General features: G+C 71.3%; 25 protein-coding genes. 19 read left to right on the forward strand and 6 right to left on the reverse strand.

Annotated elements, in window-relative coordinates:
* The first annotated feature begins 30 nt into the window (after nucleotides 1-30).
* On the forward strand, nucleotides 31-924 hold the full coding sequence (locus tag FZ046_RS04160; RefSeq protein ID WP_070356222.1) for a helix-turn-helix domain-containing protein: 894 nt from the start codon (nucleotides 31-33) through the stop codon (nucleotides 922-924).
* A 10-nt stretch (nucleotides 925-934) separates the two neighbouring features.
* Here the strand turns inward: FZ046_RS04160 and FZ046_RS04165 are convergent, their stop codons facing one another.
* Nucleotides 935-1,828, reverse strand: coding sequence for a mycobacterial-type methylenetetrahydrofolate reductase (locus FZ046_RS04165; RefSeq protein WP_070356214.1), 894 nt, complete (start codon nucleotides 1,826-1,828; stop codon nucleotides 935-937).
* A 317-nt stretch (nucleotides 1,829-2,145) separates the two neighbouring features.
* On the opposite strand from FZ046_RS04165, the gene FZ046_RS04170 reads away from it, so the two are divergent.
* A complete protein-coding gene (locus FZ046_RS04170; protein WP_070356215.1) occupies nucleotides 2,146-3,105 on the forward strand; it encodes a DUF8129 domain-containing protein in 960 nt (319 codons plus the stop codon).
* A 64-nt stretch (nucleotides 3,106-3,169) separates the two neighbouring features.
* Here FZ046_RS04170 and FZ046_RS04175 read toward each other — a convergent pair whose 3' ends face one another.
* Together FZ046_RS04175 and FZ046_RS04180 are read right to left on the reverse strand one after the other, a co-directional pair.
* On the reverse strand, nucleotides 3,170-3,400 hold the full coding sequence (locus tag FZ046_RS04175) for a DUF3072 domain-containing protein (RefSeq protein ID WP_070356216.1): 231 nt from the start codon (nucleotides 3,398-3,400) through the stop codon (nucleotides 3,170-3,172).
* Between the two features lie 61 nt (nucleotides 3,401-3,461).
* Entirely contained in the window at nucleotides 3,462-4,247 is a 786-nt protein-coding gene (locus FZ046_RS04180; protein ID WP_070356217.1) for an SDR family NAD(P)-dependent oxidoreductase, read from the reverse strand.
* Nucleotides 4,248-4,335: 88 nt separating this feature from the next.
* On the opposite strand from FZ046_RS04180, the gene FZ046_RS04185 reads away from it, so the two are divergent.
* The 16 genes from FZ046_RS04185 (at nucleotide 4,336) to FZ046_RS04260 (ending at nucleotide 22,665) form a co-directional block, all read left to right on the forward strand.
* Nucleotides 4,336-5,196, forward strand: a complete 861-nt coding sequence (locus FZ046_RS04185) for a helix-turn-helix transcriptional regulator (RefSeq protein ID WP_407664443.1) — start codon at nucleotides 4,336-4,338, stop codon at nucleotides 5,194-5,196.
* Nucleotides 5,197-5,280: 84 nt separating this feature from the next.
* Nucleotides 5,281-5,982, forward strand: a complete 702-nt coding sequence (locus FZ046_RS04190) for a GAF domain-containing protein (protein WP_070356218.1) — start codon at nucleotides 5,281-5,283, stop codon at nucleotides 5,980-5,982.
* A 157-nt stretch (nucleotides 5,983-6,139) separates the two neighbouring features.
* Nucleotides 6,140-7,639, forward strand: a complete 1,500-nt coding sequence (locus FZ046_RS04195) for a sugar transferase (protein WP_070356219.1) — start codon at nucleotides 6,140-6,142, stop codon at nucleotides 7,637-7,639.
* Between the two features lie 9 nt (nucleotides 7,640-7,648).
* Nucleotides 7,649-9,028 carry an O-antigen ligase family protein gene (locus FZ046_RS04200; protein ID WP_070356220.1) on the forward strand — a complete coding sequence of 460 codons (1,380 nt, stop codon included), beginning with the start codon at nucleotides 7,649-7,651 and terminating at the stop codon, nucleotides 9,026-9,028.
* Nucleotides 8,938-9,996, forward strand: coding sequence for a glycosyltransferase family 4 protein (locus tag FZ046_RS04205; RefSeq protein ID WP_070356221.1), 1,059 nt, complete (start codon nucleotides 8,938-8,940; stop codon nucleotides 9,994-9,996). Before FZ046_RS04200 ends, FZ046_RS04205 begins: the two co-directional genes overlap by 91 nt.
* On the forward strand, nucleotides 9,993-11,495 hold the full coding sequence (locus FZ046_RS04210) for a flippase (protein WP_070356224.1): 1,503 nt from the start codon (nucleotides 9,993-9,995) through the stop codon (nucleotides 11,493-11,495). The genes FZ046_RS04205 and FZ046_RS04210 overlap by 4 nt, the downstream gene beginning before the upstream one ends.
* Nucleotides 11,492-12,571, forward strand: a complete 1,080-nt coding sequence (locus tag FZ046_RS04215; protein WP_149484191.1) for a glycosyltransferase family 4 protein — start codon at nucleotides 11,492-11,494, stop codon at nucleotides 12,569-12,571. Before FZ046_RS04210 ends, FZ046_RS04215 begins: the two co-directional genes overlap by 4 nt.
* 22 nt (nucleotides 12,572-12,593) lie before the next feature.
* On the forward strand, nucleotides 12,594-13,655 hold the full coding sequence (locus FZ046_RS04220; protein WP_246182899.1) for a glycoside hydrolase 5 family protein: 1,062 nt from the start codon (nucleotides 12,594-12,596) through the stop codon (nucleotides 13,653-13,655).
* 67 nt (nucleotides 13,656-13,722) lie between these two features.
* A complete protein-coding gene (locus FZ046_RS04225; RefSeq protein WP_246182900.1) occupies nucleotides 13,723-14,997 on the forward strand; it encodes a YveK family protein in 1,275 nt (424 codons plus the stop codon).
* Complete coding sequence (locus FZ046_RS04230) at nucleotides 14,987-16,096, forward strand: glycosyltransferase (RefSeq protein ID WP_070356272.1); 1,110 nt, start codon at nucleotides 14,987-14,989, stop codon at nucleotides 16,094-16,096. Before FZ046_RS04225 ends, FZ046_RS04230 begins: the two co-directional genes overlap by 11 nt.
* Nucleotides 16,083-17,333: a hypothetical protein gene (locus FZ046_RS04235; protein WP_070356266.1), complete on the forward strand. Its 1,251-nt coding sequence runs from the start codon at nucleotides 16,083-16,085 to the stop codon at nucleotides 17,331-17,333. Before FZ046_RS04230 ends, FZ046_RS04235 begins: the two co-directional genes overlap by 14 nt.
* A gap of 1 nt (nucleotide 17,334) precedes the next feature.
* Nucleotides 17,335-18,525, forward strand: coding sequence for a lipase family protein (locus tag FZ046_RS04240; protein ID WP_070356267.1), 1,191 nt, complete (start codon nucleotides 17,335-17,337; stop codon nucleotides 18,523-18,525).
* A 117-nt stretch (nucleotides 18,526-18,642) separates the two neighbouring features.
* Entirely contained in the window at nucleotides 18,643-19,374 is a 732-nt protein-coding gene (locus FZ046_RS04245; RefSeq protein ID WP_407664444.1) for an SDR family oxidoreductase, read from the forward strand.
* 9 nt (nucleotides 19,375-19,383) lie between these two features.
* Nucleotides 19,384-20,238, forward strand: coding sequence for an alpha/beta fold hydrolase (locus FZ046_RS04250; RefSeq protein WP_070356269.1), 855 nt, complete (start codon nucleotides 19,384-19,386; stop codon nucleotides 20,236-20,238).
* Between the two features lie 121 nt (nucleotides 20,239-20,359).
* Nucleotides 20,360-20,656 carry a hypothetical protein gene (locus FZ046_RS04255; protein WP_125939864.1) on the forward strand — a complete coding sequence of 99 codons (297 nt, stop codon included), beginning with the start codon at nucleotides 20,360-20,362 and terminating at the stop codon, nucleotides 20,654-20,656.
* A 398-nt stretch (nucleotides 20,657-21,054) separates the two neighbouring features.
* Nucleotides 21,055-22,665 carry a hypothetical protein gene (locus tag FZ046_RS04260; protein ID WP_149484192.1) on the forward strand — a complete coding sequence of 537 codons (1,611 nt, stop codon included), beginning with the start codon at nucleotides 21,055-21,057 and terminating at the stop codon, nucleotides 22,663-22,665.
* 73 nt (nucleotides 22,666-22,738) lie between these two features.
* Here the strand turns inward: FZ046_RS04260 and FZ046_RS04265 are convergent, their stop codons facing one another.
* From FZ046_RS04265 to FZ046_RS04275, 3 genes are all read right to left on the reverse strand, one after another.
* Nucleotides 22,739-23,092 (reverse strand): thiocyanate hydrolase, encoded by a 354-nt coding sequence (locus tag FZ046_RS04265; RefSeq protein ID WP_070352921.1) that lies wholly within the window; start codon nucleotides 23,090-23,092, stop codon nucleotides 22,739-22,741.
* Complete coding sequence (gene scnC / locus FZ046_RS04270) at nucleotides 23,089-23,754, reverse strand: thiocyanate hydrolase subunit gamma (RefSeq protein ID WP_246182901.1); 666 nt, start codon at nucleotides 23,752-23,754, stop codon at nucleotides 23,089-23,091. Before scnC ends, FZ046_RS04265 begins: the two co-directional genes overlap by 4 nt.
* Nucleotides 23,755-23,823: 69 nt before the next feature.
* Nucleotides 23,824-24,663, reverse strand: a complete 840-nt coding sequence (locus FZ046_RS04275; RefSeq protein ID WP_070352919.1) for an SH3-like domain-containing protein — start codon at nucleotides 24,661-24,663, stop codon at nucleotides 23,824-23,826.
* Between the two features lie 147 nt (nucleotides 24,664-24,810).
* Between FZ046_RS04275 and FZ046_RS27265 the strand changes: the two genes are divergently transcribed.
* Nucleotides 24,811-25,113, forward strand: coding sequence for a type VII secretion target (locus FZ046_RS27265; RefSeq protein WP_070352918.1), 303 nt, complete (start codon nucleotides 24,811-24,813; stop codon nucleotides 25,111-25,113).
* Nucleotides 25,114-25,115: the final 2 nt, after the last annotated feature.

Genomic DNA, 25,115 nt, shown 5'->3' on the forward strand with positions numbered 1-25,115 from the left:
ACGCCGCTTCGGGCCGTCACACTGGGTCGCGTGAGCCAGAACCGTTCCGAACTCGCCGAGTTCTTGAGCACCCGTCGGGCGCGACTGCGGCCGGAGGACGCGGGCCTGAGCGGCGAGGTGGCCCGCCGGCGCGTGCCCGGTCTGCGACGGGAGGAACTCGCTCGACTGGCCGGGGTGAGCGTCGACTACTACACGCGCCTGGAGCAGGGTCGCAGCCGCAGCGCCTCGGTCGACGTCCTCGATGCGCTCGCCACCGCGCTGCGGTTGAACGACGCCGAACGCGCGCACCTGCATCGGCTCGGGCGTCCGCAGCCGGCGGCACGACGCACCCGGGTCCGGCCCCAGCACGTCGATCCCACGACGCTGGACCTGTTGGCGCGGTTGGACGAGGCCTCCTCGCCGGCATTCGTGCTCGGCCGGCGGCTCGACGTGCTGGCGCACAACCGGCTGGCGGGTGCGCTGATCACCGACTTCGGCCGGCTTCCCGCTGCGCAGCGCAACATGGCGCGGTTCGTCTTCCTCGACGCGCACGCCCGGGAGCTGTACGCGGACTGGCGGGAGGTGGCCATGGACACGGTGGCGATGCTGCGCGACGACGTCGGCCGGCACCCCGAGGACCCCAAACTCTCGGGGCTCATCGGCGATCTGTCGATCCACTCCGAGGAGTTCCGCCGGTGGTGGCCGCGGCACGAGGTGCACCGCCGGACCACCGGCAGCAAGGGCTACCACCACCCCGTCGTGGGCAGCTTCGAGGTGCGCTACCAGGCGCTCAACCCCGGCGGAGACGAGGATCAGACGCTGATCGTCTACACCACCGCGCCGGGGTCGGCGGCCGATACCGCGCTGCGGCTACTGGCCACCTGGCACGAGCCGGCCGGCTCGGCCGCCGGCGAGCCGTCGCCGACCACGGCGGCCGACCGGTGAGCCGAATCCCTCAGGTGCCGTCCGGCGACCAGTAGGCGAGCATCTCGGCGAAGGTGTCGAAGGCCGGCTTGGAGACGCCGTAGGTGGCCTCGAAGTGAATGCTCAGCGGGAAGCCCAGGTCCGCGACGCCGTCGACCACGCGCTTGTACAGGTCCACCATCTCGGCACGCTTGTCGGCGGGCTCCATCGTCGACAGGCGCTTGACGAAGTCCTGCTCTGCGGCCACCGCGGCGTTCCCCGGATCCTGGATGAGCCACTTGATCAAGCCGACGCCGTCCTCGATCTTCGGGACGAATCCGAAGGACAGCAGGATCTCGGGTCGGTGGTCGGTCTCCTTGGCGAAGTCGCGCAGGAAGCCGACGATGGCGTCGGAGTAGAGCAGTTGGGTGAGCCCATACGTCGCGCCCTGCTTGCACTTGAAGCCGAAGCGACCCGGCTCGCCGTCGCGGGTGGGGATGAGGATCGCGCCGCGGTTGGGGATCAGGTCCTCGTAGAGCGACAGCGCGTCGGTCGGTGCGACACCGCCGCCCTCGCCGTCGCTCATGGACCGCGGCACGCCGACGAAGGCGATGCCGTCGAAGCCCGCCGCACCCAGCGTGGTCAGACGGTCCCGCAGGGCGTCCGGCTCGAGGAACGAGGTCACCTGGGTGCACAGCCCGCGGACGCCGGGCAGTTCGGGCGCGATCAACGACCAGTACTCGAGGACGTCCATCTTGGGCTTCATGTCGATGGGCCGACCGTCGTCCTCGTCGATCATGCCCGGGATCATCACGTGACCGATGCGGCCGTCGATGCCCGCGGCGGCGGACAAGGCCACCACCTTGCGCGCCTCGTCGACGGGGTACTCCGGTCCGCGCTCGACGTTCGAGGGGACGAGTTCGAGCGCAATGGTGTTCAAGGCCACGTGGCCGCTCCTAGACATCGGGCACACCGCCGTCGCGGCGGCGGGGGCGCGGTGGCCACCTCGTCGTGACCGGCGCCGGATCGCGTTTCACCCTGCGGGCGGCGGCCTGTGCCGCCACCGGGCTGAACGCCATTGTCGCAGCTGATCGGCCCGGCCCGCGCAGGGCCCGTGACGTGGGCCGATGACCGGTCACGGCTCGGAGTGATCCAGGCAACACTGGAGCAACGATTAGGCCTCGACGGGGCCCGGGTAGCCAACTGAACGAGGCGCACCGTCGCGTCGAGAAACAACCAACACACGAACGGGGATGAATTCTGATGTCCACCAAGGACACCACCACCTTGCTCGCACAGTTGCGTACCGTGCTCGAGCTGACGAACACCGAGATCCAGGTCGCCGAGACCCGTGTCGCTCAGGCCCGCACCGAGGCCGTGCAGCAGGAACTCACCGAGAACGCCCGCCACGGCCGTGAGCGTGCCCTGAAGGTCGAGGCCGCGATTCGCGCGCTCGGCGGCTACCCGGACGTCGTGGCGCCGTTCCTGGGCCGCGCGACCGCCGCGGTCAAGGCCCTGGCCGAACGGGCGCAGCCGTTCGACGAGGCGCTGCTGGGTGATCTGATCCTGGAGCACCAGCTCCTCGACCGGGCCCGCTACCTGAAGGCGCTGGCCGTGGGTGCCGGCGAGAAGGACGTCGAGGCGCTCGCCGCCGAGCTGATCACCGCGCACTCTGCGACGGTCGAGTGGCTTACCACCGTGCTCGCCGAGGACGCGCTGGGCGGTCCGGCCGCGCTGCGTCGCACCCCGGTGCAGGCCGCAGCCGGTCTCGCGGTCAAGCTGGCGAATCTGCCGCTCACCTGGTCGGCGCGCGGCATCGACCGTGTGCTGGACGCGATCCGCAACACGCAGCCGACGCTCGAGGAGCTGGCCGACCGTGCAGCGGCCGCCGGCGACGTCGCCACCAAAGCGTTCACCGCCTCGCGCGACGCGGCCCTGGAGACCGCCGAGAAGGTCACCCGTGACGCCGGCGCTGACGACGCCGCAGACGTCCTGCACTCGCTGCGCACCGCCGCGGGCGTCGTGCAGCCCGAGGAGCTGCCGATCCCGGACTACGACGAGTTGAACGTCAGCTCGGCCGTGGCCGCGATCAAGGAGCTGACCGAGCCGGCCGAGGTCCGGGCGGTCATCGCCTACGAGGAGCAGCACCGCAATCGGTCGAGCGTCATCTCGGCCGCCCAGGTGCGGGTCGCCGAGATCGCCCGCGAGGTGGTCGGCGTCTGAGCCCCACGCCCTGATACGACGAAACCCCGGCCACCGAGGTGGCCGGAGTTTCGCGTACTTCAGGTCAGCCGCGTCCGGTGGAGGACTGCAGCTCGTCGATCATCTCGGACGCCTGCGCCTTGGTTAGGTCGTCGGGGACCTCGCGCTGCGCCTCTTGCGCCAGCGTGTGCAGGTAGCTGCGCTGGGCGCCGGTCATCGGCTCGTCGCCGGTGACCCAGTCGGACGGATCCTTCTCGGCGTTCTCATTCGGTGCCTGGGTGGTCGATTCCTGGTCATTGCTCGAGTCGTTGCTCATCTCTTACCTCCTGCGCACACAGATACCCAGGCGAACACGCGTTCGAAACCTGCCGACTCGCTCACACCCAGGCGCCGCCGTCGACGCGCAGGATGGCGCCGGTGACGAAGGAGGCGCGGTCGCTGAGCAGCCAGGCCGCGGCCTCGGCCACCTCGACCGGTTCGGCGCCGCGCCGCAGCGGCGTGCCGGCCACCAGCCGGTCGATCACCCCGGGACTCGCCGACTCCCACTCGCGGATCATCTCGGTGAGCGTGGTGCCCGGGGCGATGGCGTTCACCCGGATGTTCTCCGGGCCATAGGTGACGGCCGCCGACTCAGTGAGACTGTTGACGGCGCGCTTCATGGCGCCGTACGAGGGCAGCTCGGGATTCGCCTTGAGGCTGCCGACGCTCGAGGTGTTGACGATCGCCCCCGACCGCGCGGTCGCACGGATGGCCGCGACCTCCGCGGCCATGGCGGTGTACACACCCTTCAGGTTGACCTCGTACACGCGGTCGAAGTCGTCCTCGGCGACCTGGTCGAGCGGGCCCGGCGGCACGATGGTCGCCCCGTTGTTGAACGCCGCGTCCAGGCGTCCGTACACCTCGACCGTGCGATCGACGGCGGCCCGCACCGCAGCGCCGTCGGCGAGGTCGCACACCACGTACTCGGCGGCACCCCCCGCATCGCGAACCGTCGCGGCGACGGCGGCCAGTTGGTCCTCGGACCGGGCGGCCAGCATGACCCGGGCGCCCTCGCGGGCGAAGAGCGCTGCGGCGGCGGCACCGATGCCCCGGCCGGCGCCGCTGATGAAGACGACCTTGTCGGTGAGCAGCCCGGCGTGCGTGGTGGTTGTCATGGATGTCATGGGTCGAGTCTGCGAGCGCCCTCGGCTGGCTAGCCAGGTACTCGCCGTACCTGGCTGGGCGTCGCGCCGACCGCCGCGGACGCGGATGATGGGTCGGGTGAACACGCGCGAACTGGGCGCCTTCCTACGCAGCCGCCGAGAGCGGATCGCGCCCGCCGACGTCGGTCTGCCGTCGGGTGCCCGACGCCGGACCCCGGGGCTGCGCCGCGACGAGGTTGCGCGGCTCGCATACATCTCCACCGAGTACTACACCCGCCTGGAGCAGGCGCGGGCCGCGCATCCTTCGCGTGAGGTCGTCACCGCCCTCGCCCGGGCGTTGCGGCTCAACGACGCCGAGCGGGCATATCTGCACCACCTCGCGGGCGTGCCGCCGACCCTGCCGCCGGGACCGCCACGCGAGGTACGCCAGAGCCTGCTCGACCTGATGCGCCGTCTCCCCCGCGCCGCCGCCATCGTGGTGTCGGCAACCTACGAGGTGATCGCGTGGAACGACCTCGCCTGCGCGCTGATGGAGGACTTCTCCGCGCTGTCCCGCCGCGACCGCAACCTTGCCCGTCGGGCCTTCCTCGGCCCACGTCCACCCCAGGGGCGGCTCTACGGCCTCACGGACGTCGACGACTTCGCGCGCACCTGCGCCTTGCACCTGCGCGCCACGGTCGCGCGCTATCCCGATGATTCGGAGACGACGACGTTGATTGACGAACTCCGCAACAGTAGTGCCGAATTCGCCGCGCTCTGGGACGACCACGACGTCACCGCGCGCACGGCGCTGTGCAAGACCTTCACCCACCCTGCCGTCGGCCCGGTCACCGTCGCCTGCGACGTCCTCGACATCGCCGACGCCGATCAGCGCATGGTCATCTACACCGCCGAACCTGGGTCGCCGTCCGAGGACGCGCTACGCCTGCTCGCGGTGCTCGGTACGCAGCGCCTCGAGGTTGCGGGCTGACGTCCGAGGCCCGCCGGGGTTTCGACGACGTCGTCAACCGCCCGATCCGCGCGCAGCGGCGCAGCAACGCCGTACATTGTCTCCATGGCGGAGTTCTCCAGCGTCGACGAGCAGCTCGACCGGGCGCTGCGCAGCCAGGCCGCCCGCGCGGGCGTCTCGGTGGACGTCTACGTACAGCGGGCCGTGGCCGAGCGGCTGCTGCGCGACCTCCAGACCTCCGACGACCCGGAATCGGCCGAGTTGGTGGACGTGCTGTCCCGCATCGACTTCGGCGCCGAGGCCGGCGGTCTCGCCCGCACCGGCCTACACCCCGTCCTCGACGATCCGGCACGGCTCAAGGTCCTGCGGGACACGGGCCTGCTCGACTCCGAGCCCGAGCCCTCCTACGACCGGATCGTCACGATGGCAGTGGAGGCGCTCGGCGTGGAAGCGGCCGCCATCTCGCTGGTCGACGATCATCGCCAGTTCTTCAAGGCCGTGCTCGGACTGCCCGAGGGTGTCCGGGAGACCACGCTGGACCGTTCGGTGTGCCGCTACGCCGTCTCGCTCGGCGAGCCGCTCGTCGTCGAGGACGCCCGCACCGATCCGGTGCTGCACGACCACCCCGCCGTCACGGACGGCACGCTCGTCTCGTATGCCGGTGTCCCGCTGATCGATCCCACCGGACATGCCGTCGGCACGCTGTGCGTGTGGGACACCAAGCCCCGCCAGTGGAGCACCGGCCACGTGCAGATCCTCGACGATCTCGCGCACGTCGTCAGTGATCGCGTCTTCGCTGCGAATTAGGCAACACTTCCCTTCCGCTGACGCCCGCGATGAATGGCGCGAAGATCATTTCGCCCGTCGCCGACGGCCTTTCGTGAATTGCACCGGCAAACTCGTGTCGGGGTACGCCGGATCGGGTAACTTGGAATTCGTGACAGGCGGTGTGAAGTAGATCACCATGGCAGCTCCGGTGATCTCATCCCAGGCAGGGCAACGACTTTCGACGTCGGTGCCCGGCACGCCGACGCCTTCTCGCTCGCTCGCCGACCGGCTGCGTCGCGACCCGCTGCACACCGTCGTGACCATCACCTTGGACGCTGCGGCTGCGGCGCTCGCTGTCGGCGTCGCCATGGCGCTCGCCGGCGACAGTCCGGCATGGGCCGCGGTGGGCTGGCAACCGTGGCTGTTCGTGCCACTGGTCGTGCTGGTCATGGGCTCGCGGGCGCTGTACCGCCGGCACCTGCGGCGTAACTTCCTCGACGAGATCGGCCCGCTGGAGACCTCGATCGCGCTGGCGGCGCTGTTCCTGCTGACGGTGATCCTGCTGGCCGGTTCCGGTGGTCGGCCCGGCGAGGTGGTGGCAGGGATCTGGGTGTGCGCGGCCATCCTGCTGCCGGCCACCCGCCTCGCCCGCGCGGTCGTGCAACGGGTCCTGCGGCAGCGCTTCCGGTCGGCCGCGCCGACCTTGGTGATCGGCGACGGCCCCATTTCGCACCAGATCATCACGCGAATGCAGCAAATGCCCGAGTACGGTTTGCTGCCAGTCGGCATTCTCCGCGCAAACTCCCAGACTTCGGGCCTGAACGCCATGGTTCCCGATTTCCTGGACGTGCCGCACCTGGGCTCGCCGACCGAGTTCGACACGATCGCAGAGGCCACCGGTGCCGAGGAGTTGATCGTCGGGTTCTGCAACGACGTGCCCTTCGAGGACATCGTCACCGCCGTCCGCGCCGCCCAGCGTCGCGGCCTGCGGGTGTGGGTGGTGCCCCGGCTCCACGACGCCGTCGGCGAGCGGGCGCGCGTCGAGCACCTCGGCGGGCTGCCCCTGCTGGTCCTCCCGCACGTCAACCCGCTCGGCTGGCAGTTCTGGATGAAGGGCTTCCTCGACCGCGTCCTGACCACGCTCGGGCTGATCGTCATCTCGCCGGTGTTCCTCACCCTCGCGCTGCTGGTGCGGTTGAGTTCGCCCGGCCCGATCCTGTTCAAGCAGAAGCGCGTCGGACGTGACGGGAAACCGTTCGACTGCTACAAGTTCCGCTCGATGCGGCCACCGCGGGAGTCCGACGCACAGTTCGAACTGAAGGCGGGCTCGGCCCCGGGCGGCGTCGAGGGCGTCGACCGGCGGACCCGCATCGGCAAGATCATGCGTCAGACGTCACTCGACGAACTGCCCCAGCTGCTCAACGTCATCAAGGGCGACATGAGCCTCGTCGGGCCGCGGCCCGAGCGGCCGGAGTTCGTCGAGCTGTTCGAGGCGCAGATCCGCCGCTACGGCGAGCGGCACCGGGTGAAGGCCGGCGTAACCGGGTGGGCGCAGGTGCACGGGCTGCGCGGGCAGACCTCGATCGCCGACCGCGCCGAGTGGGACAACTACTACATCGAGAACTGGTCGATCTGGCTCGACGTCAAGATCCTGTTCCTCACCGTGCGCGCGGTGTTGAAGCGCGCCGAGGACTGACGCGGCGCGATGACCACGCTGGCCCTCGCCGGACTGGGCGCCATTGCGGCCGCGGCGGCCCTCGCCCTCATCGTCGCCGTTGTCGTCTACGTCTATCGCCGACCGCAACGCGGCGTGCTGCTGCTCGCGGCGTTCACGCCCCTGCACGGGCTACTCCCCCTGCTGCCCCTGCCCGGTGTGGCCACCGCCTGGAAGGAGGGGCTGCTGCTGCTCACCGCGATCTGCGCCTATCTGCGTCGCTCGCGGGCGCCGCACTGGCGCAGGCAGCCGCCGCTGCACATGCCGTACTGGCCGGCCGTCGCCATCTGGATGGTGTTCGGCAGCGTCTCGGCGATCGTGGTGTACGGCATGCTGGGCGTGCTGGCCATCAAGGTGACGTTCTTCTTCGTCTCACTGCTCGCCATCCTGTGGTTCGCCCCGTTCGATGCGCGCGACCGCGACCACTTCGTCAGCATCCTCATGGGAATGGCGGCCCTGGCGTCCTTCGTCGGCATCGGCCAGCTGATCGTGGGGCCGAGCTTCCTGGTGTCGATCGGCTACGAGTACGGCCGCGAGGTCCGCACGTCCGGAGGCCTGCTCCGCACGTTCAGCACCTTCGTCCAACCCTTCCCGTTCGGTCTCTACGTGATGCTGGCGCTGCTCGTCGGCGGTGCGGTGGCGCTGGCCGAACCCCGACGCCGCCGCAACGTCGTCTTCCTGTGCCTGTCGCCGATCATGGCCGTCGCCATGGCGACGTCGATCGTGCGCGCCGCCATCCTCGGGCTGGTGCTCGGCATGCTGTGGCTCGCCGTGCTGCGGTACCGGTCGCTGTTCCTGCCCCTGGCGATCGGTGCGGCCACCATCGCGGTGGTCTTCCCGTTGGTGCCGAGCATCTCCCGGGTGTTCCTGTCCTCCAGCAGCCTCGGCGAGCGGGGCGCCGGCTGGAACGACATCATCAGCAGCATCCTGGTGCACCCCGTCGGCCTCGGGCTCGGCTCGAGCGGCTCGGCGGCCGACCGCATGTCGACGGCGCAGGGCGTCACGTTCTCCGGCGTCTCGACCAACTACCAGCCGGACAACTACTACGTGAAGATGGCGCTGGAACTCGGTCCCGTCGGGCTGTGGTTGATTCTCGCGCTCTTCGGCACCGCACTGCTGTGGACCACGCGCCTGGCGTGGACCCTGACCGGCCGCGACGCAGCGCTCGCTCTCGGTGTCAGCGCCTCGCTGGTCGCCGGCATGGTGGCGAGCCTCGTCGCCACCTACCTCGAGATCTTCCCCATCGACGTCTATTTCTGGCTCTTCCTAGGAGTGGTTGGATGCGCCGCAGCACAACACGATTCGTCTACGGGGCACTCGCCCTACGACCCGGTGGCAGCGGCGTCCAGACCTACATCCGCGAGTACCTGAAGGCTCTGCCCGCGCTCGCTCCCGACGGTGCCGACCTCGCCGCCCTGGTTCAGGCCGACGCCGTCGGCGACCTCCCCGCCGGGGTGCGGCCGCTGACGCGACCGGTGTCCTCGGGCGTGGTCCGCGCGGTGCTCGGCGCCCTGCCGACATGGTCGTGCGACGTGTTCCACGCGCTCGACGTCGACCTGCCGGTGGCCACGTCGGCCGTGACCGTGGCGACCGTGCACGATCTCTCGGTGTTCGACATGCCCACGGCCAGCAGCCGTTTCCGCGCGGCCGGTGAGCAGCGGCTCGTCGGCCACGCGCTGCGCAAGGCCGACCTCCTGCTGGCGGTGTCGGAATTCACGGCCGAGCGCATCCGCGCGATCAGTGGCCGCGAGTCGACGGTCGTCGAACTGGCCCCGGCTTCCTGGGCGCGACCGCCGGTCGCCGACGCCGTGCCCCGGGTGCGCGCCAAGTACGGGCTGCCCGAGCGCTTCGTGCTGCAGGTCGGCACCGTCGAGCCGCGCAAGGACGTCGCGCTGGTGGCCGACGCCGCACGGGAACTCGACGTGCCGTGCGTCCTCGCCGGGGCGGGGTCGACCGGTCCGGACAAGCCGGCGTCGGCCATCGGCCTCGGCTACGTCGACGTCGAGGACCTGCCCGCGCTGTATCGGACCGCCACCATCACCGCGTACGCCTCGCGCTACGAGGGCTTCGGACTGCCCCCGGTGGAGGCGATGGCCTGTGGCGCAGCCGTGGTCGCCAGCGCCGTGGGAGCGCTTCCCCAGGTGGTCGGCGACGGTGCGGTGCTGGTTCGGTCCGGCCGGGTGGACGACTGGGTGGCCGCCATGCGCCCGCTGCTCGCCGATCCGGCGGCGCGCGACGACCTGCGCGCCAACGCCCTGACGGCGTCGGCGGCGATGACGTGGGAGAACACCGTCGCCCGGTCGATCGACGCGTGCCGCGCCGCGGGGGTGACGACGTGACCGACGACTTCGCCTCCGACGGAGCCGAACCCGTCACCGACTACCGCGAGGTGGCCGCCGATTCCCGCGCCGCCGCACGAGCCACCCTCGCGATCCTCGCCAGCCGCGTCGTCGTCGCCGCGCTCGGGTGGGCGGGCAGCGTCGTCATCGCCCGCTCACTGTCGTCGGAGGAGTGGGGTCAATTCAGCTTCGTCTTCGCCCTGCTGGGCGTCATGTCGATCGTCACCGACCTGGGCGTGGGCCGGGTAGTGCTGGCGGACCTGATCGGCGCGGACCGCGACGAGATCGCGCGCACCGCATCGTCGTTCCTCGCGCTGCGGACGGTGCTCGGCATCGTCGGCTACGTCTGCGCGCTCGGGTACGTCATGCTGCTGCGCTACCCCGGCGAAGTGGTGGTCGCCACCGCCGTCGCCGGTGTGGTGGTCATCCTGGCCACCCCGAGCCACGCCCTGACGGTGCTGTACCAGAGCCGGCACCGCATGTTGGGCGTGGCGGTCGCCGAGAGTCTGGGCCAGGTCCTGCAACTCGCCCTCACCGTGGCGGCGGCCCTGTTCGCACCCATGCTGCTGCTCTTCATCCTCCCGGTGGTGGCCAACGAGGCGTTCAAGCTCATCGTCAAGGGGCTCGGAATCACGCGTCCGTCGGTCGGCATCCATCCGGCCCGCCAGGTCGGCGTCCACCGGTGGAAGCCGATGCTCGTGGAGGCGATTCCGCTGGCCATCGGCTTCGCCCTCACCGTCGCGACGATGAAGATCGACATCCTCATGCTGAGCCTGCTGGACACCTACGACGCGGTGGGCCTCTACTCGATCGGCTACAAGTTCTCCGACATCATCGACACGTTCGCGCTCGCGGCCGCCGCGCCCATCAGCACGCTGCTGGTAGCCGCCTGGCCGGCCGAACCGACCGTCTTCCGGGACCGCACCCGCATGGCGGCCGTGCTGTTCGGCCTCGGTGGGGCGGTGTGCGTCGTAGCGTTCTGGCCGTCGGCGGAACCGCTGATCCGGCTGCTCTACGGGGACCGGTTCGCGCCCTCGGCGTCGGCGGCACGCCTACTGGTGGTCGGGGCGGCGTTGACGGCGCTCATCATCCTCGGCATCTTCCTGCTGACCGCCGCGGGCAAGCAGCGCAGCTATCCGTGGGTGGCGATCACGGGCCTCGCGGTCAACGTCGGGCTCAACCTCGTCCTCATCCCCCGCATGTCCTATGACGGTGCGGCCATCTCGACGGTCGCCACGTGGGCGGTGTCGGTGACACTGCTGTGGATCGTCATCGCGCGCGTCATGCCGATCGACGGCCTCCTGCCGCTGTCCCGGCTGGCGGGATTGACCGTCATCACGGTGATCCTCTGCGCTGCAGGGTCGTTCACCGTCGACGCGGTTCCGGGCCTGTGGCCGGTGGTGTCGGTCGCCGGGGTCGTCCTGCTCGTCGGAGCGGCGTATGCGTCAAGGCTGCTGGACGGCCTGCCCCTGCCGCGGGGACGGAGGCGCACGCCATGACCGCACCGGTGTTGTTCGTCGCCCACACCGGCAACGTGTCCGGTGCGGAGAAGGTGCTGCTCGACCTCGTCGGCCAGGCGCTGGCGGAGGGACGGACGGTCGGTGTCGCCTGCCCCGTCGGTCCGCTGCGCGACGCCCTGCCCGCCGGCGTCACGCACGTCACGCTCCCCCCGCTCGGTCTCGGCGGCGAGTCCGGGGTCGCGCGCCTGCTCGGCGCCGGACGGCTTGCCGGCCGGTGGCTCCGGGCGGCCGCGGTGCTGCGCCGGGCGATGCGGCGGCCCGGCACGGTCACCGTGGTGAACTCGCTGTTCGCCCTGCCGGCCGTCCGGCTGGGCGGGGGCCGCGGGGCGGCCTCCTGGCTGGTGCACGACACCGTGACGAGCGGCAAGCAGCGCGCGGTCGCGAGCATCGGCAGAGCGGGGGTGCGCCGCGCGGTCGCGGTGTCGGAGGCGACGGCGGCGCCGTTGCGCGCCATGGGTTTCGACGTCGTCGTCGCCCACAACGGCGTCCGGTGGCCGGTGGCACGGCTGGGTGGTGCGCTGCACGACCCACCGGTGGTCGGCATGCTCGCGCTGCTCACCCCGTGGAAGGGCCACGGCGTGCTGCTCGACGCGATCGCCCGACTGCCCGGAGTACGGCTCGAGTTGGCCGGCGGCAGCTTCCCCGGCGACGTCGCGTACGTCGAGGAGCTGAAGGCCCGCGCCGACCGCGACGACCTGGCCGGCCGGGTGCGGTTCCTCGGCTACGTCGACCCGGCGGCGGCGATGGCGGGCTGGGACGTCGTCGTGTCGGCGAGCGTGCTGCCCGAGGCGGGCCCGCTCAACGTGCTGGAGGCCATGTCGCACGGGCTGCCGGTCGTCGGCAGCGACCACGGCGGCACCAGCGAGTTCCTGGCCGGCGGCGCCGGCCTGCTCTACCCGCCCGGCGACGCCGACGCGTTGGCCGCCGGCATCCGCCGCGTGCTCGACGACGCCGACCTCCGGCGCTCGCTCGGCGACACCGCACGCGAGTACGTCGCCACCCACCATGACATCTCCACGACGATCCCGGCGATGCTGCGTGCGCTGGCGACCTAGGACACCCGGGAGGAGGCGGACGGTGGCAGCTCTGCTGGCCATGGCCGTGCTGGCGTCGGCGTCGACCGCCGCGCCGGTCGGTCACGCCGCGCCGGACGCCGACTGCGATGCCGCGAACGGCAAGGGGCGCACCGGCGCGTCGCAGGGCGCCGACATCCTCACCATGTCCGACGGCGACCTCGCGACGCTGCTGGACCGGATGCGCGAGGCGGGTATGTGGTCGCTGCGCGTCGACCTGGACTGGACGCGCATCGAACCGCAACGCGGACAACGCGACTGGTCGTCGGTGGACCGCATCGTCGCGGCCGCCACGGCACGCGGACTGTGCCCCCTCGGCCTGGTCACCTACGCCCCGGACTGGGCGGCCGATCACCCGGACGCCACCGGCGGGTACTTCGCGCCGAGCGATCCTGCGCTGTTCGCCGACTTCGCCGGCGCGGCGGCGGCGCGCTACGGCTCGCGCATCGCGGTGTGGGAGGTCTGGAACGAACCCAACACCGTCAACTACTTCAAGCCGCGGCCGGACCCGGCGCGCTACGGCCAGCTGCTGGCGGCCGCGTCGCGGGCGATCAAGGCGGCCGACCCCGATGCGACGGTGCTCTCCGGCGGACTGGCGCCAGCCGAGGACAACGGCAGCGACATCGCGCCCCTGACCTTCCTGCGCGGCATGTACGCCAACGGCGCCAACCGCTCCTTCGACGGCTTCGCCATCCACCCGTACACCTATCCCGCGCTGCCCGACGACCCGACGACGTCGGACTGGAACACCGCGCAACGCATGTGGCTGATGCGCGACGTCATGGTGGGCGGCGGCGACGCCGGCAAGAAGATGTGGATCACCGAGTGCGGCGCACCGACGGGGACCAACCGCCGCGCGGTCAGCGAGGGCAAGCAGGCGGACACGCTGCGGATGATGCTCGCGACCGCCGAGAACACGCCGTGGCTCGGCCCGGCGTTCGTCTACGCCATGCGCGACAGCGGAACCGACACCGCCGACAGCGAGCAGAATTTCGGGATCCTGCGGCACGACTTCACGCCCAAGCCGGCGTACGAGGTCGTCGCCCGGTTCGGGGAGCCCGGCTGATGAACGAGCGCAACGATGGAGAACCGGACTGCATCAGGCAGTCCGGGCAACCGAAGGGATCCGGTTGGTGACTGTGGACGATCCGGTGCACCGGGGGAACGTGCCTCCACCCGTGGACCTCGCCGGGCACCTACGTGAATTCGGGCGGGCGTTGCTGCCCGCGCTGGTGGTCGCGCTCGTGGTGGGCGGGCTCGTCTTCGGCCTGCGGACGCTGCTGGCGCCCAAGGAGTACGCCGCGACGCTCGTCACGCAGATCACGACGACGCAGGAACTCGTGCCGGGTGACGCCTTCGTCGAGCAGCTGCGGGCGCCGTTCATGGCGCTTGCGCAGGACGCCAACGTCCTCAACCAGGTCCTCTCCGAGGTCGACACCGACTGGAACGCCGAGGAGTTCGGCGAGCACATCGAGCTGTCGAAGGGACCGGCCCCGCAGATCCTGGTCTTCCAGGTACGGGCGTCGTCACAGGACCTCGCCGAGCAGCTCGCCCGCTCCCTGGTCACCACCGTCGCCCAGGCCTCGTTCGCCAACCACAGCCGCGACGTCGCCCGCCAGGTGGACCAGGTGCAGGCGGCGATCACCGCCGAACAGGCGCGCAACGCGACGCTGGCACCCGACGACCCCGGCAAGGCCGAGTCCGACGGCGAATTGCAGGCCTTGCGTGCACAGTTGACGACGCTGCAGAGTTCGGGCGGCGACCAGCTGAGCGTGCTGGCGGCTCCGGACGAGGACCCCTCGCCCGTGTCGCCGAAGCCGGTGTCCGAGGCGCTGGTGGCCGCACTCGTCACGCTACTGGTGGTCGCCGAGCTGATCGTGCTGCTGCGGGGCCGCCTCGGCAAGCGGCCCAATCGCACCTGGGCTCGGCGCATCTCGCGCAAGCACGGTGCGCACTTCGATGCCTCGGCGACCGCGCCGGGCGAATTCGACCCGCTGACGTCGGCCAAGCTGGTGCAGGCCCTGCGGGACGGCAGGCCTGCGCTGCTGCTGATCGGCGATCGGGCGTCCGCGCCGCCGTCGCTCTCGGCCGCCCGCGATCCCGATCGCAGCCGGTTCCGCACGCTGGTCGAGGCGCCGCTGAGCAGTCACTGGTGGCAGCGCGTCAACGCCGGCGCGGCGAGCCTCGCGGTGGTCGTCGTGTCCACCGCCGGAACCGACCGCGCCGCCGCCGAACGCTCGCTGCGGCAACTCGCCGACCTCGGCGTGCACCGCACCCTGGTCCTGCAACGCTCCGACCGTCGTCCGCGGCGCCGAAACGCCGCGGCGCCGCAGACCGCAGCGGACGCACCGGCGACGGCGGAGACCGAGGGCCTGGAACCGAATGGAGGTGGCCGCCATGGCCGGTGAACGCGTCGCGATCGTCCACGAGCGGTTCACCGAGGTGGCCGGCTCCGAGCACGTCATCGAGCAGCTGGCGCTGCAGTGGCCGGACGCCGAGGTCTACGGCACCGTCGTCCGGCCCGAGGGCGTCTCGCCCGGTCTGCGTCGGCCGCCGCACGCCACCTGGCTCAACCCGCTGTACCACCGGGTACTCAAGCAGAAGTCCTACGCGCCGCTGATGCCGTTGATGCCCTCGGCCTTCCGGCACCTGCCGATCCGCGACGCGCAGGTGGTGATCGCCAGCCACCACGCCTTCGCCACGCAATCGGTGTTCGCCACCGACGCACCGGTGATCGGCTACGTGCACAGCCCGGCGCGGTGGGCGTGGGACGCGTCGCTGCGCGCCGGGGAGGGCGGCGGGGCCGCGGGCGCGGCGATCCTCACCGCGCTCGCCGCCATCGCGCGCCGCGGCGAGACGAAGGCCGCTCCGCGGCTGCGCACCATCGTCGCCAACTCCTCGGCGGTCGCCGAGCGCATCGCGCAGTGGTGGGGCCGGGAGGCCGTCGTCGTGCACCCGCCGGTGGACACCGATGGCTTCACGCCCGACCCGTCGGTGGCCCGCGAGGACTTCTTCCTCCTCGCCGGTCGCCTGGTGCCGTACAAGCGGCCCGACCTCGCCATCGAGGCGGCGCGGCGCGCCGACGTGCCGCTGGTGGTGGCCGGTGACGGCCGGGCCATGAAGGCCTGCCGCGAGATCGCCGGCCCGAAGACGACGTTCCTGGGCCGGGTGCCGCACGACGAGCTGCTGAGCCTGCACCGCCGCGCCCGCGCGCTGCTGATGCCCGGCATCGAGGACTTCGGCATCGTCCCCGTCGAGTCGATGGCGACGGGCACGCCCGTGATCGCCCTCGGCGAGGGCGGCGCGGTGGACACCGTGGTGCCCGGCGTCACCGGTCTGCACGTCGACGCCGACACCGACGACCGAATCGCCGACGGATTCGCCGATGCCATGCGAAGTTTCGACGCCGGACGCTTCGATGGTGACCGCATCCGCGAGTGGGCGCTCGGCTTCTCCCGGGCCACGTTCCGGCAGCGCATGCAGGAGGTCGTCGATGCCTGCGTCTGAGCCGCGGTACCGGTCCTCGGTGCTCGACCGGGCGCTGACGCCGAGCCGCACCGTCGCCGCGGTCGGCCCCGTCGGCGACCTCGAGGTCACCCGTGCCGCGGCGGTCCTAGCGGCCGCGGCGCGACATCCCGCGCCGCACCTCGCCCTGGAACCCCGCGCCGACGAGACGCATTGGCACTACCGCACCGGCATCGACCGGCAGGTCACGCGTCGTGACGACATCCCGACCGCCGACATCGGCGCGCTGCTGACGAGCATCCGTCGCGAGACGCCGCGGCGGCCGCTCGGGGCCACGCTGTGCGGTGACTACGTGGCCGTCGACTACTCGCACGGCGTCGGCGACGGCCAACTCGGCTTGTCCCTGCTCGCCGCACTCAGTGGCGACGTCGACGAGCAGCGCTGCCGCACACTGGCACTCGGCCTGCCCGAGCACGCGGTGCGTAGTGCAGCGTGGCGGCACTTCCGGCGTCATCCGCGGGCGGTGCGCGACGTGGTCGCCCTGCGCTCCCGCCACAAGGCCGACGGCGCCGGGCAGCGGCCGACCACGGAGATCGCCGGCTGGCAGGAGCACAACCTCACGCTGACGGGCTACATGCCGCCCGAGGCGGTCGGTGCCTTGCGCGCGTGGGCGAAGGCGAACACCCCGGGGGCCACCACCGCCTCGGTCACGGTGGCCCACTGGATGGCAGCGCTGCGCGACGCGGGCGCCGACGTCGACGACCACGTGCAAATCTTGATGAACTGCCGCCGCTACCTCGACGCGAGACACCATCTCGCCCAGGGCAACTTCGCCGTCGCGATGCCGATGCTGTTGCCGCCGTCCGGATCACCCGCCGACGTCGCCGCCCTCACCCGCCGGGTGTTCGACTCCGGCTGGCCCCTCACGGTGCTGCTGGCCGCCGAGGTGAAGGCGTTGCTGGGCCGCGGGGGCGCGGTCGGCGACACGGCCGCGCCCGGCCGTTACGACGCCGCGGGCCGGATCCGGGTGTCGGTCAGCGACCTCGGCCGGCTCACGATGTTCGAGCACTCCTCCTGGGTGCCCGGCGGGCCGCCGCCGCAACTGGCCGCCTACCTGGAACCGGACGGTCCCGACGCGGTGACGCTGCTGGTCTCCGAACTGGCCGGCGGCCGCACGTTCACTGCGACGTTCTGCGCTGCCGTCGTCGACCCCGACCTCGTCGGCCGGGCGTTGCACCGCATGTGCTCCGATCCGCTCGCCACGCTGCCCGCGCACTGACATGGCCGGCGTCGGGAGGTCACGCGGCCGGACGGTGACGGCCGCCGCGGTGACGGTGCTGAGCCTGCTGCTGGCGTCCTGCAGCGCCCCCTCCGCCGGTCCCGCCGCCGCACCGGACGTGGCGAACGGCGCACTGCTCGACGCCCCAACCGACCTCTCGGTGTATCCCAGCCTGCAGGGCCTCACCCAGCGGAGCCTCAAGATCCGCTACCGGTCGACCTCGGGCATCGACGGTGCGCCGACCACGGTGTCGGGAACCCTGCTGGTGCCCAAGGGCGACCCGCCGCCGGGCGGCTGGCGCATCGCGTCGATCGGGCATCCCACCTCCGGGTTGAACAGCAGCTGCGCGCCGTCGACGCGGCCCGGGCTGATGGGCACAGCGGGCGAGATCGGAGCCTTCCTCTCCTACGGCTACCTGGTCGTGATGAGCGACTACCAGGGCCTGGGCACACCGGGTCCGCACCCGTACCTGGAGCCGAAGACGGCGGCGCGCAACGTGATCGACGCGGTGCGGGCGGCGCGCGAGGCGGTCCCGGAGGCATCGAACCGGTTCGTGGCATACGGCGTCTCCCAGGGTGGGCAGGCGGTCTGGGCGGCCAACGAGGCCATGGGCGAGTACGGCGCCGGGCTCGACATGGTGGGGTCCATCAGCATCGCCGCGCCGACCGACCTGCGGCCGCTGGTGGACGCCATGGAGAACGGCACGCTGACGGTGCAGCAGCGGGTGCTGATGCCGACGATCCTCGCGGGTCTGGCGGTGTCGCACCCGGAGTTGCACGTCGACGACTACCTGCGCGGGGAGATGCGCGACCGCATGGACGTCTTCCTCGGATGCGCCGACGAGAACTCGGAACTCCGCGGGAGGATCGCGTCCGGTGCGCCGCCGGAGGACTTTCGTCCGTCGAGCCGCCAGGCCGCCGACGCGTTGCGCCGCGCATTGGGCGAGGACGCGCTACCCGCCCAGCGGGCCGCCGCACCGATGCTGGTGGCCTACGGCGACGAGGATCCGGTGGTGCTTCCGGAGTGGACCGCCGCCGCGGTGGGCCGGGCGTGCAGCCTGGGCGACGTCGTGGCCGTGGTCGTGGCCCCAGGTCAGGGGCACGGCGTGCTGGACATCGGCGCGGCGCCGGCGGAGTGGACGACCGGCCGGTTCGACGGGCAGCCGCCGCCGACCGCGTGCCCGCCGGCCTAGACGGCAGTGCCAGGTAAGGCAAACCTTCACCGGCGTCTAGGGTGTCGGGGAGGAAGCGCCAGCGACGCCGAGGACGGTCGAACAGTGAGTGGTCAAAACGCCGGATTGCGATTGCTCGTGGTGGGAGCCTCCTCCGGGATCGGATACGCGGTCGCGACGAGCGCCGCGGCGCTGGGCGCGAAGGTCGCCGTGGCGGCCCGCCGGATGGACCGGCTCGACGAACTGGCCGCGGCCATCGACGGCTTCGCCTTCGAACTGGACGTCGCGGACCCCGCGGCGATCACCGACGTGGTGGCCGACGCCGTGGCCGCGCTCGGCGGTCTGGACGCCGTCGTGTTCACGAGCACGGTGATCCCCTTCGCCCACATCGAGGACACCGACGTCGAGACCTGGCTGCACGCCTTCGGCGTCAACGCGATCGGCGCCAACAACGTGCTGCGGGCGGCGCTGCCGCACCTCTCGGAGAACGGCGTGGTGCTCGTCGCGTCGAACAACGACGTGGGCCGGCCGCGTGCCGGCGTAGCCGCCTACGGCGCGAGCAAGGCCGCGCTCGACGAGATCCTGCGGGCCTGGCGCAACGAGCATCCGGAGCTGTCGATCGTGCGGGTCGGCGTGGGCCCCACTCAGGACACCGAGATCCTGCGTGGTGCCGACCGGGATCTGCTGTCCGAGCTGTTCGAATCATGGGTGGCGCATGGGCAGTTGCCCGCGCAGATGTCCGAGCTGCAGGACGTGGCCAACACGATGGTGGCACTGGTGACGGCTGCGGTCGCCAATCCCAGCGTGGTGCCCGAAGTGGTGCAGCTGGCGCCCCGCATCCGCAAGGGCCGCAAGGCTACCTCGGCGTAACGTGTCGGCGTGACCCGATTCCAGTCGGTTCCCGTAGCCGGTCTCGACGTCTTCTACCGCGAGTCCGGACCCGCCGACGCCCCCATCGTGCTGGCGCTGCACGGCTTTCCGTCGTCGTCGCGCATGTGGCAACCGCTGTTGGACCGGCTCGGTGACCGGTACCGCGTCATCGCCCCCGACCTTCCCGGTTTCGGGCACAGCTCCGCACCGGCCGCCGGTGCGTTCGACTACACCTTCGAGCGCCTGACCGACGCCGTGGAGGCCTTCACCGAAGCCCTCGGCATGACGCGGTACACGCTGCTGGTGCAGGACTACGGCGGACCGGTCGGCATGCGTCTGGCCCTGCGGCACCCGGAGCGGCTCAGCGCCCTGATCGTGCAGAACGCGGTGTGCCACGACGAGGGTCTCGGACCGCTGTGGGACACCCGCCGTGCATTCTGGGCCGACCGCGAGGCGCACGAGGCGGCACTGCGGGAGAACTTCTTCTCCCCCGCTGCCACGCGCCTGCGCCACGTCGGCACCAGCCCGCATCCGGAGCACTACGACCCGGACCTGTGGACCGACGAACAGGCCTTCCTCGATCGGCCCGGACAGCGCGACATCCAGACCGACCTGTTCTTCGACTACCAGACCAACGTGGCGAGCTATTCGGCGTGGCAGCAGTGGCTCCGAACGTACCGGCCCCCGCTGCTCGTGATCTGGGGCCGCTACGACCCGTCGTTCCGCGTCGAGGGGGCATCGGCCTACCGGCGCGACGTCCCGGACGCCGAGGTGCACGTGCTCGACGCCGGGCACTTCGCCCTCGACGAGAAGCCCGACGAGGTCGCCGCGCTCGTCGGCGACTTCCTCTCCCGGCAGCGCTGACTACCTGCTGGCCGCCATCGCGATGTGGTGGCTGGCCGTGACGACGCCGCGGCGCGTTCGCGACAGGATCGAGGTGTCGTCTCACGGCACGCCGATCGGGCGTCGAGCAGAGGAGCATCACATGAGGAATCGTTGGCTGGCAATGACGTTGGGCGCCGGACTGATCGGCGCGCTGGTGTCGATCGCGCCGGTGAGCACGGTCGCGACCCTGGCGGACGGTCCGGTGTCGACCGCCGCGAGCGATCCGGTCGGACCGATCTCCGCGGACAGTGGGGCACCGCTCGGCGACGAGGGCACCGGCACCGACCCGCTGATCCCCTACGGCACCGATCCGCAGAGCCCGGTGCGGCTGGGCTACGTCGACCGCAATCACGACGAGGGCGTCACGACCAACGGCGAGATCGATACGCCCTTCTGACCGACGGCTAAGACACCGTCGTTGGCTGCCGATGCGGTGCCGGTCGTCCGGCACCGAGCGCGCGGTGCACGGCGCGGGCGGATCGGACTCTCCCCGACCGGCCCGCGCCGCGCCGCGACGGCAACGCGATCGCGCCACACCGCGAACGCGTCGAGATAGCTCATGAGGTAGCCCACATCCGATCTTGACGCTGAGGTAAGTTCATCGCCCGGTGCGACACGGCTTCCAGCGACGCCCTCGCTACCTGCATCGACGGTGGTCGAACGGCATTTAGGGTCCGGTACGACGGGCGACTGAGGACGCACTTAGTTAGGCAAGCCGAACCTATTGTCTCTTAGGAGAGCCTCAGCTAATGTTCAGGGGCCATACAGGCAGCCACCTGCATTACAGGAGAGACCGTGCCCCTTGCCCTTCAGGCCGATTCGTCGGCCGTCGCCTACTCGCCGAGCCGTCCCGCGACGCGCCGCAGCACCAAGCATCTGGTAGCTGGCATCGCGGTGGCGAGTGCCGGCGTCATCGCCGTCAACCCGGTGACGCCGTCCCTGCCGGACATTCAGCAGCGCGCGGTCGAACTCGCCGCCGTCGCGAACCCGCTGGTGACGCTGCAGCAGACGCTCACCAACACCTTCAACAACCTGAGTTCCTTCGGGACGGCCTTCTCCGGCGCCACCAACACCACGGCGCAGGCGCTGACCAACCCGGCCGTCTACGCCGCGCTGACCAACTTCATCACGGCCAACGTGACGAACCCCGGTCCGCTGCTGAACCAGCTCGCCAACTTCCAGGCGACCTACGGTGCCCAGATCGGTGCGGCCAACGCGGCGTCCAATGCGGCGCTGCAGACCGCGCTCAACAACCTGCCCGCGACGCTGACCAACACGTTCAACTTCCTGACGTCGGGCCAGTTCGTGGAGGCGTTCAGCGAGCTGAACATCTACTTCCTGGTGCAGCTCATCGAGCGTCCGGGCAACCCGCTGGTGCCGCTGCTGAACATCCCGGGTGACGTCCTCGCTGCGCTCCCCGGCGGGCAGGTGGCCGCGAACGTCGTGGATGCACTGCTCACCCGCGGCGTCTTCTCCGGTCTGACCCGGGCGCTGTTCGTCGCGCCGATCACCGCCACCCTGCAGACCGCGGAGATCCTCGACGCCGTGCGCGCCGCGGTCGTCGTCGGCGACTTCGGCACCGCGATCAACGAGCTGATCAACATGCCGATCCGGGTGGCCAACGCCTTCATCAACGGCTACGTGCCGAACTTCCCGACGCGGTCCCTGTTCCAGGGTCTGCTGAGCCCGAACGGCCCGCTGGACTACTTCCTGGTGGACCTGCCGAACGCCATCTTCGGTGCGCTGAACGCCTCGGTGGCGCCCCCGGTGACCGCGCCGGTCGCGCTGGCCGCGGCCAGCTCCGCCGCGAGCGTGGCGTCGACCGACCTGTCGCTCACGGGCACCACCCTGTCGCTGACCGAGACGGCGTCCGACGCCGCCCCGGCCACCCCGGCCGCCGAAGGGGCCGCCACCGGCACACCGGCCACGGCGGAGACCCCGGCCGACCCGGCGCCGGAGACCCCCGCCGCCGCGCCGGTCGCCGAGGAGACCACCCCGGCGCCGACCACCCCGGCGGAGACCTCCGCCGAGGAGACCGCTGCCGAGGGCACCGCCACCGAGGGAACCGCGGACACCGCGACGGGCTCGACCGGCACCACCGGTCCGACCGGATCGACCGGCAGCAACAAGCCCACCAGCACCTGGGGCAGCGGCTCGGCCGGCAGCGGTTCCAGCACCGTCGGTTCGAGCACCGAGACCTCCGGCACGACCGGCAGCTCGACCACGGGCTCGTCGACCGGGAGCTCGAGCACGGGCGGCTCCGCCTCGGGCAGCGCATCCGAGAGCACGGGCAGCGCGTCCGGCAGCAGCACCTCGACCGCGAGCAGCGGTGCGTCCGAGGGCGGTTCGTCGGCCGGCGGCTCGACCGGCGGCAGCGACTCGGGCAGCTCCGGCGGCGGCGAGTAGTCACCCCTTCGCAGCTGACCACCCCTGACGGCGACGGCCCCCTCGGCGACGAGGGGGCCGTTGTCGTTCGCGCTCAGGACTCCAACCGGGACCGGACCGCGTCGAGGCGGTCACGCAGTTCGGCCTCGCCGATGACGCCGCGGGCGACCAGCGAGTGGGCGAGCGAGACGAGCTGGCTCTCCGGGTAGGGCAGGTCGGCGTAGACCGTGGCGGACAGGACGTCCTCCTCGCCGCGGCGTTCCTCGAGGGTCGGGACGTCGGTCGAGCAGGCGGCGTGGTCGAGGGCGTCGCACAGTCCGTCCAGGCTCGTCTTCCACGGCGGCACCGGGTTATCGACGCCCCACTTCGCGGCCATCCGCGGCCAGACCTGATTGCGTTCGACGATCCGATCGAGCGGCGGGAGGGGGCGGGACGCGTCGGTGCTCATGATTCCGGAATCGGGTGCAGCGCGGGGCGGGTGTCGACGATGACGTTGGTGGTCACGCCTGGCTTGGGCAGCGCGACACCGATGAGGCAGTCGCGCGTGACGATCTCGGCCAGCTGGTCCTCGGTCCAGCCGTCGGTCCCCTCCGGCCGCATCGGCAACACCATGAACCGGTGCTTCTGATTGGAGTCCTGCACGCGGACCTCCACGTCGTCGGGCAGGTAGAGACCGAACTCGGCGAGCACCTGGCGGGGCCACCGCACCAGCCGGCGGCGGTAGTTCGGGGTGCGGTACCACTCGGGTGAGTTGCCGAGGATGGGCCGCGGGTAGCAGGAGCACAATGCGCACACGATGACGTGGTGCAGCCCGGGCTCGTCGGCGAGGATCTGGAAGGCGGTGAAGTCGCTCGGCGTGCCGAATCCCGTGGGTTCTAACCAGTCGACGCCGACCTCCTTGCTGGCGGTCATCGGCTCGGCGAGCGCCAGCGCCCGGAACTCCGGGTCGAGCCACGCCTTCGCCACCAGGCGGGCCGCGGGGGTCGGGCCGATCTGCTCGGCGAACTCGGTGAAGCGGCGATGCTCCTCGGCGGTGAAGATGCCCTTCTCGATGCACAGCTCGCGCAGCGCGATCTCGAGGACCTCGAAGTCGGTGATCTCGTCCACCATCGGCTTCACGGTGCGGTCGTGATCGTGATCGTGGGAGTGGTCGTGCGACAACGTGTTTCCTTCCAGGAGTCAGCCGGCGACCTCGAGCCACCGTTCGGGGATCTCGGTCCGCAGCGTGTCGGCCGCCGTTCCGGTGTAGCCGTCCCACAGGTCGGCCTGGGTGAACTCGACGACGTAGAACCACTCGGGCTTGGCGTCCGGACGGTCCCAGGTCTCGTCCTCGGCAGCCGGGCTCTCGTAGGAGACGGCGGCGATCCGCCCGGTCGCCCCGCGGACGTATTCGGGGGTGCGGGTGTAGAAGACGACCGGCAGGTCGCGGACGGTCACGGCGTCGCCGACCGCGAACTTCGGCGGGCCGGCCTGGCCCGCGTAGACGCCGGGGTCGCCCTTGCCGACGGCGTGGCGATGGTGAGTGTTGCGCCGGACGTTCGCACCGTCGCCCTCGTGCTTGGGGCGGGCCTCCAGCGGCCGGCCATCCAGACCGCCCGCGTAGCGGGCGTGCACCTCGGCCATCCGCTCGCTCAGCTCGCCGAGTGCGATGTGGTGCTTCTCCACCAGCACGCGCGCGACGGCGAGCAGCCAGCGACCGTAGTACGGGAGGCCGAGGTACTCGGTGCGGCCGACGTCGACGTTGCCCATCCGGCGACGCTCCTCGGAGACCCAGATGCCGCGCCAGGCCAGCACCTCGCAGATGACGTAGGTCATCTCCTCCCAGTACTCGTACTGCTTGTTCTGGTACGTCATCGGTGCGTCCGGTTCGCCGCCGACGTCGTGAACGGGCTTGAGATACGCGGTGATTCGCGCGTGGTCGAGTTGATCCGGGGTGGGCGCGTCGGGCAGTTCGGGGAAGGCCGACCGCAGCCGCGCGACGAGGGCGAGTTGGGCGGCGCGTTCCGCGGCTGTGCTCATCGCTGGCCTCCGATCGTCCGATCGACAGCGCACAAGATACCGCCACGGACGGCCCGTCGTGCGGGAATCGACCGCGAAGGCGACCACGCGCGGGGGCGGCGCGATCTGCTGCGTCGATGCCGCCGCGCACGGGCTTACGATCAGCGGGTGGGGGCAGGTGTGCGCGTCGACCCGGATCGTGTGACGTCCGCCGCGTCGGCGCAGTCCGGGGTGGCAGCGTTCCTGGGCGGAATGCAGCCGAGGGCGTCGATGGCGGCCGCCGCCGGCGCCCTGCCGGGGTTTCGGACCTCGCAGGCGTGTGACGTCGTGGGTTCGGTGTTCGACGCCGCGGTGAGCACCGTGTCACGGGAACTCGCCGATCACGCCGCCAAGCTCTCGACCGCAGCCGACCGCTACCGCGCGCTCGACGAGGAGCTGGGCCGCCGACTACGCACCTTCGCCGAGCAGTGATG

The sequence above is a fragment of the Mycolicibacterium grossiae genome, from assembly GCF_008329645.1.
Taxonomy (GTDB): Bacteria; Actinomycetota; Actinomycetes; order Mycobacteriales; family Mycobacteriaceae; genus Mycobacterium; species Mycobacterium grossiae.